The organism is Variovorax paradoxus (genome assembly GCF_009498455.1).
In the GTDB taxonomy this organism is placed as follows: domain Bacteria; phylum Pseudomonadota; class Gammaproteobacteria; order Burkholderiales; family Burkholderiaceae_C; genus Variovorax; species Variovorax paradoxus_H.
In genome coordinates this window covers 3,723,583-3,738,068 of the sequence record NZ_CP045644.1, presented here as the reverse complement: position 1 = coordinate 3,738,068, position 14,486 = coordinate 3,723,583, and the positions used below count along the sequence as shown (strand labels likewise).

Annotated in this window: 15 protein-coding genes; 6 read left to right on the top strand and 9 right to left on the bottom strand. The window is 69.1% G+C overall.

What is annotated here, in order from left to right; all coding sequences use genetic code 11:
* Positions 1 to 8 precede the first annotated feature (8 nt).
* Both GFK26_RS17080 and GFK26_RS17075 read right to left on the bottom strand, forming a co-directional pair.
* Positions 9 to 1,337: a TolC family protein gene (locus GFK26_RS17080; RefSeq protein ID WP_153283003.1), complete on the bottom strand. Its 1,329-nt coding sequence runs from the start codon at positions 1,335 to 1,337 to the stop codon at positions 9 to 11.
* A 104-nt stretch (positions 1,338 to 1,441) separates the two neighbouring features.
* A complete protein-coding gene (locus GFK26_RS17075) occupies positions 1,442 to 1,816 on the bottom strand; it encodes a hypothetical protein (RefSeq protein ID WP_153283002.1) in 375 nt (124 codons plus the stop codon).
* A 162-nt stretch (positions 1,817 to 1,978) separates the two neighbouring features.
* Between GFK26_RS17075 and GFK26_RS17070 the strand changes: the two genes are divergently transcribed.
* Together GFK26_RS17070 and GFK26_RS17065 are read left to right on the top strand one after the other, a co-directional pair.
* A complete protein-coding gene (locus GFK26_RS17070) occupies positions 1,979 to 2,656 on the top strand; it encodes a heavy metal response regulator transcription factor (RefSeq protein ID WP_099791124.1) in 678 nt (225 codons plus the stop codon).
* On the top strand, positions 2,653 to 3,978 hold the full coding sequence (locus GFK26_RS17065) for a heavy metal sensor histidine kinase (RefSeq protein WP_153283001.1): 1,326 nt from the start codon (positions 2,653 to 2,655) through the stop codon (positions 3,976 to 3,978). Before GFK26_RS17070 ends, GFK26_RS17065 begins: the two co-directional genes overlap by 4 nt.
* Before the next feature lie 18 nt (positions 3,979 to 3,996).
* Here GFK26_RS17065 and GFK26_RS17060 read toward each other — a convergent pair whose 3' ends face one another.
* Together GFK26_RS17060 and GFK26_RS17055 are read right to left on the bottom strand one after the other, a co-directional pair.
* Positions 3,997 to 5,247 carry a cation:proton antiporter gene (locus tag GFK26_RS17060; protein WP_153283000.1) on the bottom strand — a complete coding sequence of 417 codons (1,251 nt, stop codon included), beginning with the start codon at positions 5,245 to 5,247 and terminating at the stop codon, positions 3,997 to 3,999.
* A 39-nt stretch (positions 5,248 to 5,286) separates the two neighbouring features.
* A complete protein-coding gene (locus GFK26_RS17055) occupies positions 5,287 to 5,610 on the bottom strand; it encodes a winged helix-turn-helix transcriptional regulator (protein WP_153282999.1) in 324 nt (107 codons plus the stop codon).
* A gap of 110 nt (positions 5,611 to 5,720) precedes the next feature.
* On the opposite strand from GFK26_RS17055, the gene GFK26_RS17050 reads away from it, so the two are divergent.
* Positions 5,721 to 6,296 carry a carboxymuconolactone decarboxylase family protein gene (locus GFK26_RS17050; RefSeq protein ID WP_228121671.1) on the top strand — a complete coding sequence of 192 codons (576 nt, stop codon included), beginning with the start codon at positions 5,721 to 5,723 and terminating at the stop codon, positions 6,294 to 6,296.
* A gap of 69 nt (positions 6,297 to 6,365) precedes the next feature.
* Positions 6,366 to 6,749, top strand: coding sequence for a hypothetical protein (locus GFK26_RS17045; protein WP_153282997.1), 384 nt, complete (start codon positions 6,366 to 6,368; stop codon positions 6,747 to 6,749).
* Between the two features lie 33 nt (positions 6,750 to 6,782).
* On the opposite strand, the gene GFK26_RS17040 is transcribed toward GFK26_RS17045, so the two are convergent.
* Positions 6,783 to 8,954, bottom strand: a complete 2,172-nt coding sequence (locus GFK26_RS17040; RefSeq protein ID WP_228121670.1) for a heavy metal translocating P-type ATPase — start codon at positions 8,952 to 8,954, stop codon at positions 6,783 to 6,785.
* Positions 8,955 to 8,999: 45 nt separating this feature from the next.
* Here GFK26_RS17040 and GFK26_RS34290 point away from each other — a divergent pair, with 45 nt between their 5' ends.
* Positions 9,000 to 9,194 (top strand): hypothetical protein, encoded by a 195-nt coding sequence (locus GFK26_RS34290; protein WP_228121669.1) that lies wholly within the window; start codon positions 9,000 to 9,002, stop codon positions 9,192 to 9,194.
* Positions 9,181 to 9,651 (top strand): Cd(II)/Pb(II)-responsive transcriptional regulator, encoded by a 471-nt coding sequence (cadR, locus tag GFK26_RS17035; RefSeq protein ID WP_153282995.1) that lies wholly within the window; start codon positions 9,181 to 9,183, stop codon positions 9,649 to 9,651. Before GFK26_RS34290 ends, cadR begins: the two co-directional genes overlap by 14 nt.
* A 49-nt stretch (positions 9,652 to 9,700) precedes the next feature.
* Here cadR and GFK26_RS17030 read toward each other — a convergent pair whose 3' ends face one another.
* From GFK26_RS17030 to GFK26_RS17015, 4 genes are read right to left on the bottom strand one after another with little or no spacing between them, the layout of a single operon-like run.
* Positions 9,701 to 10,681 carry a spore coat U domain-containing protein gene (locus GFK26_RS17030; RefSeq protein WP_153282994.1) on the bottom strand — a complete coding sequence of 327 codons (981 nt, stop codon included), beginning with the start codon at positions 10,679 to 10,681 and terminating at the stop codon, positions 9,701 to 9,703.
* On the bottom strand, positions 10,669 to 13,086 hold the full coding sequence (locus GFK26_RS17025) for a fimbria/pilus outer membrane usher protein (protein WP_153282993.1): 2,418 nt from the start codon (positions 13,084 to 13,086) through the stop codon (positions 10,669 to 10,671). The genes GFK26_RS17030 and GFK26_RS17025 overlap by 13 nt, the downstream gene beginning before the upstream one ends.
* A complete protein-coding gene (locus GFK26_RS17020; protein WP_228121668.1) occupies positions 13,043 to 13,792 on the bottom strand; it encodes a molecular chaperone in 750 nt (249 codons plus the stop codon). The genes GFK26_RS17025 and GFK26_RS17020 overlap by 44 nt, the downstream gene beginning before the upstream one ends.
* A 14-nt stretch (positions 13,793 to 13,806) precedes the next feature.
* Entirely contained in the window at positions 13,807 to 14,268 is a 462-nt protein-coding gene (locus tag GFK26_RS17015; RefSeq protein WP_228121667.1) for a spore coat U domain-containing protein, read from the bottom strand.
* Positions 14,269 to 14,486: the final 218 nt, after the last annotated feature.

Sequence of the window (14,486 nt, the reverse complement as noted above, 5' to 3'; positions counted from 1 at the left end):
GGGTGGCGTCAGCGCACGTTCGCGGAGGGGTCGTCGCCCTCGGTGCCCAGCAGGCGGTCGAGTTCGCCGGCCGCGCGGTGCGCGTCGGCCAGCGCAACGAGGTACTGGTTGCGCACCTGGAACAGCGTGCGCTGCGCGTCGAGCGCTTCGAGAAAGCTGAACTTGCCCAACTCGAAGCCCTTGGTGGCGGCGCGGTAGGCGGTCTCGGCGCCGGGCAGTGCGTCGCGCTGCAGCGTCTGCGCGGTGGCGCGCGCGGAGCGCAGGCGCTCGCTGGCCTGCGCCACGTCGGCGCCCAGTTGCAGCTCGGCGGCGGCGAGCTCGTCGCGCGCCTTGTCTTCGCGGCTCAATGCCTCGGTGATGTTGCCGCGGTTGGTGTCGAAGATCGGCAGCGGCACCGACAGGCCCACCACCACCTGGTTGCGCCGGCTGCTGCTCACGGCATCGCCCTCGCCTTCGGACGCGGGCACGCGCTTGACGCCGAGCGACACGGTCACGTCGGGAATGCGCCGGGCCTGTTCCAGGTCGCTGAGCGCGCGGCGGCGCTCGACCTCGAGCCGCGCCTGGCGCAGCACGGGCGCATCCGGCAGGCGGCGCGCCACCTCGGGCGCAGCGGCCTGCGCGGGCAGCTGGTCGACCGCGCCTTCCACCTGCGTGAAGCGCGGCGCCGGGTTGCCCCACAGCGCGGCCAGCAGCTGGCGCGACGCGCGCAGCGTGCCTTCGGCCTGCAGCAGTTCGACGCGGATGCCGGCCTCGGCCACGCGCGCCTTGGTTTCCTCGAGCGGCGACACCTTGCCGGCCGCCACGCGGTTGGCCGCGGCGCGGGTGGCGATCTGCGCGAGCCCCACCGAGTCTTGCGCCAGCCGCAGGCGCTCCTGCGCGGTCAGCACATCGAAGAAGGCGGTGACGGCCGACGCACGCAGTTCGGCGCGCCGCGCCGACAGCGCCGACGCCGCCTGGTCGCGCGCACGCTCGGCCGCCGTGACGCGCGCGGCGCGCTTGCCGCCCAGCTCGATGGGCTGGCTCAGCTGCAGCGTGGTCGTGCGGTTGTTGCGGCGCACGTCCTCCAGCTGCGTGTCGAGCGTGGGGTTGGGCCAGGCGCCGGCCTGCACGACGGCACCGTCGGCGGCCGCCTGCTCATGCCGCGCGGCCGACAGGCCCGGGTTGGCCTGCAGCGCCAGCGCAACGGCGGCGCGCAGCGTCAGCGGGCCTTCGGGCTCCAGCGTGCGGGCGACGGCCGAAAGGGACGACGAGGGACCGGCTGTCTGCGGGCTCTGCTGTGAAAAGGCCGGGGGTACCGCCAAGGCCAACACGGCCAGCGGCACGAAAAGCGTGCGCATCGAATTCTCCTGGGTTGCAAAACAACGGACGGACGAATTCGGCGAGAAGCGCTCAGCTGATGGTTGAAATCAGAAAAGAGAAAAGGTGCGGTGCTCTCGCCGAATCAGGCGGCGAGAGACCCGTCGGGGCGCACCGGCACTTCGGCGATGTGCGAGGTGAAGCGTTCGGTGGAAACGGCGCGCAGCACCTGCGAGGCCACAGGCGCGTCGGCCGGCAGCGCGGCGGCGGTGTCCGCATGCTGGGCCTGCCCGAAGTGGGCCACGATGCAATGGCCGACCGCTGCGTTGGGCTGGCGGGTGCTGTCTTTCTTGGCGCCGTCGCCCGCGTGGGTGCGGTCGGTGCCATGCGGCTCGCTTTCGTGGTGGCCCCAGTGGCCTTTTCCGGTATCGCCTTCGTGCAGGCAATAGGCTGCCGATGCCGCCCAGCTGTACTGGAAAGGCAAGAGGAACAGCAGGAAAATCAAAAGCCAGCGGCGCATGGTTGACAAAAGTATATCGACGGCGCGTGATGCGCCGAGCGACAAAAGCCCTGCGAACCGAGGGCCCGGCGCACTGTACGACGCCATGTCGGCGCTTTGTCTTTCAATAGGATTACTAAATCGTAACCAGCGTCCCGAGAGGCATTGGGTACGATCCGTACCATGCGAATTCTTGTCATCGAAGACGAACCCAAACTGGGCGACTACCTCAAAAAAGGGCTGGAGGAAAACGGCTACGTCGTCGACATTGCCCGCGATGGCATCGAAGGCCGCTACCTCGCCACCGAGGGCGAATACGCGCTGGTGCTGCTCGACGTGATGCTGCCCGGCATCGACGGCTTTGCCGTGCTGCAGGCCATTCGCCGCACGAAGAACGTGCCCGTCCTGGTGCTCACCGCGCGCGACAAGGTCGAAGACCGCGTGCAGGGCCTGCAGCAAGGCGCCGACGACTACCTGGTGAAGCCCTTCTCTTTCTCGGAGCTGCTGGCGCGCGTGCAGGCGCTGCTGCGGCGCGGCAAGACGCAGGAGCCGACGGTGCTGCGGCTGGCCGACCTGGAGCTTGATCTTGTGAGCCGCAAGTGCGTGCGCAACCGCACGCGGCTGGACCTCACGGCCAAGGAGTTCACGCTGCTCGTGGTGCTGCTGCGCCGGCGCGGACAGATCTTGTCGCGCTCCACGCTCGCCGAGCAGGTGTGGGACATGAACTTCGACAGCGACACCAACGTGGTCGAGGTGGCCATTCGCCGCCTGCGCAGCAAGATCGACGATCCCTTCGACGTGAAGCTGCTGCACACGGTGCGCGGCATGGGCTACGTCCTGGAAGACCGCTCCTGGGCATGAGCCCGAAACCGCATTCCATCCAAAGCCGGCTCTCGTTCTGGTTCGCCGCGCAGACGCTGTTCGGCCTGAGCATCATCTGCCTGGCAATCTACTTCGTCACGGCCTGGAGCTTCGGTGCCAAGCAGCGCGACGCGCTCGACCAGAAGACGGTGCTCGTGCAGCACCTGCTCAAAGAGGCGGAGAAAGGCGGCGACCTCGTCTTTCTGCGCCACAAGCTCGACGACTTCTTCTCGATGCAGGACGACGTGACCTTGTCGATCGCGAACGCCGGCAAGCCGCTCTTCCAGTCCACGCCGCCGCCGCAGGGCCACTGGCTGCGGCGCGCCATCGTCGTGCCCTGGCAGCACGCCGACTTTCACACCAACCTCTCGGTGCAGGTGGGCGTGAACATCGCGCAAGACACGCGGCTGCTCGAGCGGCTGGCCTGGACGCTGCTGGGCGCGGTGGTGCTCGGCACGGCGCTGGTGTCGCTCACCGGCATGTGGCTGGTGCGGCGCGGGCTGCGGCCGCTGAAGGCGCTGGCCGAGCGCACCGCGGCCATCACGCCCGATCGCATTCACCAGCCCATCGACGCCGACGCCTTCGCGGAAGAACTTCGCCCCTGGATCACGCAGTTCAATGCGCTGCTGATGCGCGTGCAGCGCGCCTACGTGCAGCTGGAGTCGTTCAACGCCGACGTGGCGCACGAGCTGCGCACGCCGCTGGCCAACCTGCTGGGCTCCACCGAAGTGGCGTTGACGCGTCCGCGCAGCAACGAAGAACTGCAGGGCGTGCTGGCCTCCAACCTCGAAGAGATGGGGCGGCTGTCGGGCATCGTGACCGACATGCTGTTTCTTTCCAACGCCGACCGCGGCACTTCGGCGCGCTCGAAGGCGCAGGTGAACCTGGCAGACCAGGCGCGCGACGTGATCGACTTCTACGACGCCATGCTCGACGAGGCCGGCCTGCGCGCCGAGGTGCATGGCGAAGGTGCGGTCGAGGCGGACGCGGGGCTGATCCGTCGCGCCCTGTTCAACCTGCTGGGCAATGCGATCCGCTTTGCCGAACCGGCCTCGACGGTGCGCATCGAGATCGCGGCCGTCGACGCAGAACACAGCACGGTCACCGTGATCAACCGCGGCGCGCCCATCGCCCCCGAAGCGCTGCCGCGCCTGTTCGAGCGCTTCTACCGCGCGGCACAGGCACGCGACGGTTCCACGCGCCACCACGGGCTGGGCCTGTCGATCGTCGAAGCGATTGCGCGCATGCACGGCGGCGAGGTGTTCGCATCGAGCCAGGACGGGCAGACGCGCATCGGCTTCAGCGTGCGGCGCAACGGCTGAGAACGCCGACGTGCGGGCTCAGGACTCGGCGTGCGCCGTCCCGGCCACCCGGGCCTTGCGGCCGATGCACAGCGTCATCAGCGGCCCGGTCATCGCGGTGGTGGCGAGCGCCATCACCAGCAGCATGGTGAACAGCTCGGGGCCAATCAGGCCGACGTCGAGGCCGATCTTCATGACGATAAGCTCCATGAGCCCGCGCGCGTTCATGAGCGAGCCCGTGGCCAGGCTGTCGCGCCAGCTGTAGCCCGCGATGCGCGCGCCCGCCGCGCCGCCCGCGATCTTGCCCACGGTGGCCACGCCCACGATCAGCAGCATCGCGCCCAGGCTCGCGCCCGAGAACGCGTTGGCCGTGGTGCCCAGCCCCGCGAGCGCGAAGAACAGCGGCATCAGCACGACGATGGAGATGGGTTCGATGCGCTCGCTCAGCGAGCGCAGCAGACGGTCGTCGCGCGGCAGGCAGGCGCCGAACAGGAAGGCACCGAACACCGCATGCAGGTGCAGCCATTCGGTGAGCAGCGCGCACAGCAGGAGGCCGATCATGAGCGAGGCCATCAGCGTGGTCGACGGCTCGCCGTCGGGGGCCTTCACGCGCAGCAGCCACGCAAAGGCCGGCTTCAGCCCGAAGAACAGGAAAGCCAGCAGCACCACCACGCCGACCGAGGTCTTGAGCAGCCCGGCATAGCCCTCGCCCGCACCGATGGTCGCGACCACGAAGGCCAGCAGGATCCACGCGAACACATCGACCACCGCCGCCGCGCTCAGCGAGAGCTGGCCGAAGGGCGTGCGCGTCATGCCGCGGTCTTTCAGGATGCGCGCCATTACCGGAAACGCCGTGATCGACAGCGCCGCCGCCATGAACAGCGCAAAGGGCCAGAAGCCCACGCCGGCCGGTGCGAGGGTGGGATGCAGCATCGGCGAGATCGCGATGCCCAGCACCACCGGCACCGCCACGCTCAGCACGCCCACCGCCCCCGCCGCCTTGAGCTGCGCGCGCATGTTGCGCGTGGCCCGCAGCTCCAGGCCGACGACGAACATGAACAGCACCAGCCCCACCGTCGCCAGCGACGACAGCCCCTGCAGCGACTCCTTGGCGAACAGCTGCACATGCAGCGACGGAAAGAGCGTGCCCATCACCGCCGGCCCGAGCATCAGCCCCGCGGCCATTTCTCCCACCACGCTCGGCTGCCCCACATGGCGCAGCACCCAGCCGCACAGGCGCGCGGTGGTGAGGATGACGACGAGTTGCAGCAGGAGGGTGGTGACGGACATGGGCGGGAAAACCGTGAGGGCGAAAGAACTCGCTCGATGTTAGTTCGACGCTCCGGGCTCGATCCACCGGTCGGCCCACTGGTTGAGCGGCGTCAACCGCTTGACGAGCTCGCCGCCCGCCTCGGTGAGCACGTAGCCCGCATCGGACAGCGTGACGATGCCGGCTGTGCGCAGCTCCTTGAGCCGGTCGTTCAGCACCGAGGGCGACATCTGGTCGGCGTGCTCGCGCAGCACCCGAAAACTCTGCGGCTGGCCGTCGCGCAGCTCCCACAAAAGGCGCAGCGTGCCCTTGCGGCCCAGTTGTTCCAGCAGCCGCATGATGGGTCGGCGCGGGGCGGGTGCGGAGGCCTCAGTGTCATCCATGTGTCTTCCTCGTTGACGCAGGCCTTGCGCTACGAATTTCGTAGCCATAGACTGCATTGGTCGCTACGCATTCCGTAGCGATTCCACCGCATTCTATGAAAGGAATCACCGTGCCTTCCACTGCCCTGCCCATCCCGGCCCCGAGGATCGCGCCGCTCGAGCCGCCCTACCCCGACGCCATCGGCACGCTGCTCAAACGCATGACACCGCCGCAGGCGCCCGAGGTGCTGTCGCTCTTCAAGGTGCTGGCCGTGAACCCCGCGCTGGCCGAGCGCACGCTCGACCTTGGCCGCTACCTGCTGGGCCGCCACGCCGCCATCGAGCTGCGCGACCGCGAACTGGTCATCCTGCGGGCCTGTGCGCGCTGCGGCGCCGAATACGAATGGGGCGTGCACTGGACCGGCTTCGCCGACGCGGCCGGCCTGGGTGAAGCCGAGCGGCGCGCGACGGCGTCGATGGATGGGGACCTTGCACAGCTGGCGCCGAAAGACGCATTGCTGATTGCAATGGTCGATCAGTTGCACGACACCGGCACCATCGACGATGCGCTGTGGGAAGCCCTGAACGCGCACTGGAGCCACGCGCAACTCATCGAGCTGATGATGCTCGCGGGGTGGTACCACGCGGTGAGCTATGTATGCAATGCGGCGCGGGTGCCGCTGGAGACGTGGGCGGCGCGCTGGTGAGTTCAGACGCCTTGTGGCCGTGCTAGAAATCCGAATGCGCATGATCGGAAACCCAGCCACTTCAGCCTCATGAACGACTCTCTCTTCGCCGATCTGGCCACCTGGATCGATGCCGCCATCTCTGCGCCGCTGCCTGAAGGCATCGCCGCTTTTCACTTCAACCTCTACGACAGTTCGACGACTTACGACCTCGAACTCGTGGGGGCGCCGACCTACGACCCCGAAGATTCCGACTGGGCCTGCGACGACATCTTCATGTCCTCATCGCCACGTTTCGAGATCGCGAGCGAAGTGGTGGGACCGGACTGGGAGGCAGGCCTGCAGGCCATCTCACAGATGATTCTTCGCTACCTGGACGCCCCGTCTGCGGGCGCTGCGCGCCTGAAGGCTGCTCGCGCTGTGTCCCTGGGATTCGTGGATGGCGACCTGCACCTCGTCTGGCGTGCCGACTGAGACGTTGATCGGCAAGCGCTCGCGCCCGCTGCGCTATTCCTGCTTTCCAGTCCGCATCAACCGCAACCCGTTCGCCACCACCAACAAGCTCGCTCCCATGTCCGCAAACACCGCCATCCACATGGTCGCGCTGCCGAACACCGCGAGCAAGAAGAACACGCCCTTGATGCCGAGCGCGAGCGTGATGTTCTGCCACAGCACCACATGCGAGCGGCGCGACAGGCGGATGGTCTCGGGAATGCGGCGCAGGTCGTCGTTCATGATGACCACGTCGGCCGCCTCCATCGCGGTGTCGGTGCCGGCGCCGCCCATCGCGAAGCCGATGTCGGCCTTGGCGAGTGCGGGGGCGTCGTTGATGCCGTCGCCGGTCATCGCGACGGCGCCGTAGCGTTGCTGCATCGCCTGGATGGCGTCGAGCTTTTCTTCGGGCAGCAGGTTGCCGCGCACGTCGTCGATGCCAGCATGCGCGCCGATGGTCTTCGCGGTGGCGCTGTTGTCGCCGGTGAGCATGACGGGCGTCACGCCCAGCGCGCGCAGTTCGGCCACGGCGGCCTGCGACGAAGGCTTGATGGTGTCGGCCACCGCGAACAGCGCGAGCACCGACTTCTCCGATGCGAGCAGCGTCACGGTGCGACCGGCTTCTTCGTGCCGCTTGAGTTCGGCTTCGAGTTCCGGCGAGCACAGGCCGCGCTCCTCGATCAGCCGGTGGTTGCCCAGCACGTAGCTCTGGCCCGCGTGCGTGGCCTGCACGCCGCGTCCGGGCAGCGCGGTGAAGTCGCCGACTTCTTCGACCGACCCACCCAAGCCTTGGGCGATGGCCTTCGACACCGGGTGGTCGGAGCGGCCCGCAATGTTGGCGGCCAGTGCGTACACCGCGCCTTCATCGCCACCGGCCTTGTCGATCAGCACCGACTCGACCAGCTTGGGCTTGCCTTCCGTGATGGTGCCGGTCTTGTCGAGCGCCACGGCCTTGAGCTTGCGTGCCTCTTCGAGGTAGGTGCCGCCCTTGATGAGGATGCCGCGGCGCGCGGCCGAGGCCAGCGCGCTCACGACCGTGACGGGCGTGGAGATGACCAGCGCGCACGGGCAGGCGATGACCAGCAGCACCAGCGCCTTGTAAATCGCTTCGACCCAGGTCCAGTCCATGAGCCACGGCGTGAGCACGGCGACGGCCAGCGCCAGCACGAAGACGGTGGGCGTGTAGATGGCGGCGAACTTGTCGACGAAGCGCTGCGTGGGCGCGCGCGAACCCTGCGCCTCTTCCACCGCGTGAATGATGCGTGCGAGCGTGGTGTTAGCCGCCACGGCCGTCACACGGAACACGAGCGCGCCGGTCTGGTTGATGGTGCCGGCAAACACCGCATCGCCCGCGGCCTTGTCGACCGGAATGCTCTCGCCCGTGACCGGCGCCTGGTCGATGGCGCTGGTGCCTTCGAGCACCACGCCGTCCAGCGGCACGCGCTCGCCGGGGCGGATGCGCGCGACCGCATCGAGCGCCACCGCGTCGGCGCGCACGGTCTGCCAGCTGCCGTCGGGCTGCCGCACCTCGGCCTGTTCGGGCGCGAGCGCGAGCAGGCTCTGGATGGCGTTGCGCGCGCGGTCGACGGCGCGGGCTTCGATGAGCTCGGCGATGGCGTACAGCGCCATCACCATCGCGGCCTCGGGCCACTGGCCGATGATGAAAGCGCCAGTGACGGCGACGGCCATCAGCGCGTTGATGTTGAGGCGCCCGCGCACCAGCGCGGCAAAACCCTTCTTGTAGGTGTCGAGGCCGGCCAGCGCGATGGCCGCGAGCGCGAGCCCCATCTCGGCGGCCATGAAGCCCACGCCGTCGAGCGCGAGAAACGACACGGTCTCGGCCGCGATGGCCAGCACCAGTGCGGCGACGAGGCGTGCGAGGCCGGTCGACATGCCGGCGAAGCGCGCGGGCTCCGCCTTCTGCGCACCCGTTGCGGCCACGGGCTCGGGCTTGAAGCCGGCCTGGCGGATGGCTTCAAGCGCGGCGGGCAGTGCGCCGTTTTCGGTCGTGAGGGCCAGCGTGCGTTCGCCCAGACGGAAGCGCAGGCCCTTCACGCCCGCGACGGGCTCGAGGGCGCGGCGGATCTCGGACTCTTCCACCGCGCAGTCCATGGTGGGAATGCGAAACAGCACGGCGCCCTTCGGCAGGTCGGCGGGCTCGGTCGACGCCGGAGTGCTGCCGCACACGGGGCTGCCGCAGCAGGCCGTTTCCGGCGCTGCGGGAGCGTGGGCATGCGCGTGATCGTGTGCATGGTCGTGCCCATGGCTGTGCCCGTGGTCATGACCGTGGTCATGCGGCGCAGCACGCGGCACCGGCGGTTTCAGGGTGGTCTGATTCGTCATGCATTCATTGGAAACCCTGAAGCAGGTGTAGAGTCAACCGTTGATTGCCACTTCCTTGAGATGCCGCATCATGAAAATCGGTGAACTGGCCAAGGCCACGAACACGCCGGTCGAAACCATCCGGTACTACGAGCGCGAACAGCTGCTGCCCGTGCCCGGGCGCACCGACGGCAACTACCGCATCTACGACGACGAGCACACCCAGCGGCTGGGCTTCATCCGCCGCTGCCGCTCGCTGGACATGACGCTCGACGAGATCCGCAGCCTGCTGAAATTCCGCGATGCACCGCAGGACGACTGCGGCGAGGTGAACCAGCTGCTGGACGACCACATCGGCCACGTGGCCTCGCGCATCGCCGAGCTGAAGACGCTCGAAAAGCAGCTGAAGGCGCTGCGCCTGCAGTGCGGCGGCCCCGAATCGGCGAGCGCCTGCGGCATCCTGCAGGAGCTGGACACCGCCGCGCTCACGCCCGAGCCCTTCGGCCAGCACGCGGGCCATGTGCACGGCACGCTGCACGGCGCCTCCGCCAAGCGCGCCTGAAATCGATGCTCAGCCTGGCCCCGGGCGATGGCCGCCGGCAGCGGTCGATTCAGTAGGTCACCGTGACCGTGACCGTGTCGCTGTAGCTGCCCGGCGTCACATTGGGCTGGGCCGGGACCCGCCCATAGACGGGGATGCTGCTGCCGGGGTTGCCGCTGCCGTCCACCGTGTCGGTGCCGACGGTGTTGCCCCAGCGCAGCGAGCGCGCGGCATCGCGGTACAGCTCGTACTGGACGTAGTCGCCCCCAGCACCTGCAGCGTCCGCCATGCGCCGCTGTGTCCCCGTCGCGTTCGCGCCATTGCTCAGCCCCACCTTCCAGGCCGTGCTGGGCGGGCAGAGCATCGTGATGGCCGCCGCGCCGTTGACCGCGGACGCCAGCGAGTTGGCGCTGCCGAAGTCCAGGTCGGTGGCCGCCACGCTGACCGTGCAGGCATTGGAATAGGCGGCCGTGACCTGCGTGTAGAAGGTCGTCCTGCCCAGGTACTTGGCCGAACTCGCGGTGCAGCTGTCGGGCGCATTGCCGCTCTTCATGCCCCAGACGACCTCGGAGTTGTAGATGTTGGCCTGGTAGCCGCCCGCCGGCAGCGATTGCCCCGACGGCACGCGGCCATAGAGCGGGATGTTCAACGCGACGTTGCCGCCGCCGGCCGGCAGCACGAACGAGCCCCCCGCGCTGGCATAGGTGCCGCCGCCCGGCGGTGGGCCGACGATGCCGCTGCGGGTCGCGTCGGCATAGATGTTGTAGGCCATCTGCGCGCCGTTCCAGTTGGTCATGTAGCGCGGCGCGTAGCCGGCGATCTCGTTGCCCTGGGAGACGTACACGCAGTAGTTCATGTACATCGTCTGGCCGGTGTCGTTCTGGCAGGCGAAGCCGACCGTGGCGGTGGTGTCCGCCGCGGCCGACGCCGTGACGGTGCCGAAGGCGAAGCTCGGCTGGGTGGCGACCCAGCAGCTCGGGTCGGCATGCGCCGCGCCCATGGACAGCAGCCACGCGGACACCAGCGCCAGCACAAATCTCAACGTACGCATGTCAACCGCTCTTTCTGCAAACCACTGCCCTCGGGGCGCCGCCAGTCGAACCCTGCCTGGCACACCGCGCCGTCGGGCGTGCGAACGGCCAGCGTGTTGCGCGCGTCCAGCGTGTCCAGGTACACCCAGCCGTCATAGCCCACCACCGCCCCGCTGCCGCCCTGCGCGTTCACCTGCACGCGGCTGCCCAGCGGCAAGGGCTGGCCTTGTGCGTCCATCAGGGCCACGTGGGCGGCCCGCACGGGCGTGATGCTGAAATGCGCCCGCGCCCCCGACCGGCCGGCCGGCGTGATGAGGGCCTCGGCGCGCGCGATGCGCACGTCGGCGGGCAGGTCCATCGGGTCGATCGCCAGCTTGTTGTTCTGGTAGGCGTTCACCGGCACGACCAGCAGCAACCCGCTCGCATTCGTCTGCCCCACCGGTCGATTCTCGAGCTTCACGGGCACGCCGGCCACGCCGTCGGTGTCCACCACCGCAAAGGCGTCGTCGATGCGCCGCGCGGCCAGCACCCCGCCGCCCATCAGCACCAGCGCACCGCTGGCGCCCGCATAGGCGTAGCGGCTCGCGCGGCCTGCGCCCATCTCGCTCACGCCGGCCTGCACGCGGCCATAGGGGCCCAGGTAATTGACTTCGGCCTGCCCGCCGGTCGTACCGCCGCCCGTGCGCGCGGTGGCACGCCAGCCCCAGCCACCGTCGCCGAGGGGGGACTGCTGCGCGCTGACGGTGCCGACCGTGCCTTGGTCGCCGCTGCGCTGCACGCCGGCGCTCACGCTGGTCTGCGCGTCCCACGACCAACTCAGGCCGACGAAGATGCCGCGGTCGCTGCGCTTGTCCAGGTTCTGGTTCATGCCCACCGAGACCGAGGACGCGCGCCCGATCGAGCGGAACCAGTTGACGCTGGCGTAGCGCGACGCGCTCTGCCCCAACGGGCGCAGGTAGAGGTAGCTCACGCTGACGTTGCCCAGGCCGCCCATGTCGTAGCCCACGCTCGCGCTGGCGCTGCCCTTGGCCGGGGCCGAGCCGTAGGCCGTTGCCACGTCGCGGTAGTCGCCCTGCGTGCGCGTGCCGTTCAGGCCGACCGACAGGCGCTCCTGGCGCCAGAGGTAGCCCAGGCTGGTCTGCGTGCCGCTGCGGCTGCCACCCGGGGTGTCGGCGTCGTGCCGGCTGCCCGCCAGCGCCCCCGACAGCGTGCCCGCGGCGCCCAGTTGCCACACGCCGCCGGCGCCGGCCAGCGCCAGGCCGCGTGTCACTTCGCCATGGGCCTCCATCGTGAAGCTGTCGCTGAGGCCCCTGCGCCAGGTGCCGGTCAGCACCGGCTGCTTGCCGTAGTCGAAGGAGCGCAGGCCGTAGTTGCGGCGCACCACGCCCAGGTCGACCGTCCAATCGGTGAGGCCGGGCGCCAGCAGGCGGTTGCTGTCGAAGAGCGAAAAGCTCAGCGTGGCGGCGCGACCCAGCGCGTCGGTCACCACCACCTGCGCCGTGCCGGTGCTGTTGATGCGCGGCAGCGCGTTGAGCTGGAAGGGCCCCGCCGGCACCTGGCCGCTGTACTGGCGGATGCCGTCGATGAACAGCTCCACGTCCGAAGGCATCGTGGCCGAGCCGATGAAGCTGGGCAGCGGTGCGGTCTGCCGGTAAGGCTGCAGGCCGAAGTCGCGCGACAGCTGGATGCCGCCGATGCGCGTGGCGCGCGACCAGGGCACGGCGCCGGTGAGCGTGTCGCCCACGCGCAGGGTGAGCATCCTGTCGGGGAAGGCCATGCTCCAGGTGCTGTCCATGCGCACCGACTGGTCCTTCCAGCCCTGAGTGTCGTGCGTGCGCTGCATCAGCCAGGTGGTGCTGAGCACGCTGGCGCCGCGGAACGCGCGCAGCTCGCCGAAGGCGCTCAGGCTGGCGCTGTCGCCCGCGCCCCGCGTGCCATAGAGGTCGTAGTTCAGCAGCAGGCCGGTGGAGGTGCTCAGCGGCTGCGCGGTGACGGCCGCCTGCCCCACCGTGGCCGTGGGCAGCTGCAGCATCGCCAGCGGCGCGGTGAGCGTCAGTTGCTGGCGCGCGGCATCGTAGTCCGCGGCCAGTCCGGGCAGATCGCGCAGCGGCAGCCATTCGGCACCGTTGTCGGGCAAGGAGAAGCTCAGTTCGCGCAGCACCGCGCGCGAAGCCCACAAGGCGCCGGCTTCCAGACGAAACGGGTGCAGCCCGCGCGCCATGCCATTGAGACTGACCTCCAGGTACAGCGTCATGGCGCCCGGCACGGCCTGGGCGGCGGGCGCTGCCAGCGCGGGCAGCGCGGCCAGGGCGGTCAGGGCCAGCGCAAAAGGCGCCAGCGCGAACGGGGCCAGCCAGGCCCTCGCGACGTGCACGGCCTGCTCAGTTGGCCAGCGGCGCGAGATCGGCGGCTGTGTTTCTGCCATCGATCATGACCTGCCAGCGACCCGCGCCCGACACCGCGGCAGGCAGTGTCTTCAGCGGCCAGCGCATGGTGGCGCCGGGCAGCACATAGCCCAGCAAACCGTTGTAGGCGCTGACGGCACGGCCGTCCGCGCCGGTGAATACAAGGTCAGCCAGCTGGGCATGCACGCCGCCGCTGTTGCTGACTTCCAGCACGGCCTTGCCGTCCTCGCGGCGCAGGCTCCAGCGCAACTGCGCGGGGACCGGCTCTGCGCCTGCCGGCGCGACGAAGATGGGCAGCGAGTGCCGCATCACGAAGTTCAGGTTGCTCTTCTTGCCATCGGCCGCCGCGCCCGCCGCCTGGGGCACGGGCAGTTCGTCCACCAGCACGCGGTAGGCCTCTTCCGCCGCACCCGCGGGCGGCGGGCCGTTGCGGATCACGCGCACCAGTTGACGTCCGTTGACGGGCAGTTGCAGCAGGGGCGGACTGACGACCAGTCCGTCCGCCGGCTCCGTGCGGTCCTGTCCATCGACCTGCGTCCATCGGAAGACGCGGATCTGCGCATCGAGCGGCGCCGTCCCCGTGTTGCTCAGCCAGAGCCCGTCGCCCTGCCGTGTCGGCGCGAGCGTCAGGGTGACAGGCGAGACCTGCAGGCCGGCCGCCTGGACCGCACCGCCGCCGAGCAGGCATGCGCTCCACAGTCCCCCGATGGCAAGTGCACGTCTCACGATTCAGCGCGGGCTCAGTACGTGACCGTCACGGTCACGGTGTCGGCGTAGCTGTCCGGCGTGAAGTTGGCGTTGGTGTTCTTGGCGTAGACCGTGTGGGTGATCGCCGCACCGGTGCCCGAGCCGCCGACGACATTGGCGCCGGTGCCGGTGGTGTTGCCCCACACGGTGCTGTTGCCCGAGTTGGCGTACAGCGCGTAGGGCACCTTGTCGGTGTTGGTGGCCGAATTGGCGACGGACGACATGGCGCCCGTGCCGTTGGCCGTTCCGCCGTTGCCCGACGAAGGCAGCAAACCGACGGTGTACGGCGTGGTCTTGGAGCAGGTGACCGAGATGGTGTTGTTGCCCGTCTGGTCGATGGCCGTGGGCAGCACGGACGTGCCCAGGCTGATGTCGGAGCCGCTGCCGGCCGTCACCGAACAACTCTTGACGATGGTCATCTTGACCTGAAAGCTGGCACCGGCCGTCTCAGCCAAGGCTGAACCGGATGCGAAAGCGAGGGTGGCGGTAACCGCCGCGGCGACTGCGTGCTTGAACATGAGGGCGCTCCAAATGTAATGAATAAGACCTGTGAACCGGGTTTGTGTAATCATTTTTTAAACTATTTGATTACAAAGTGGCGCAAGGATGCCCCACAACCGGTCCGTTGGCCCTCAGATCCATGGAGGCCGGGCTCAAGTTTCGTGATGTAGTT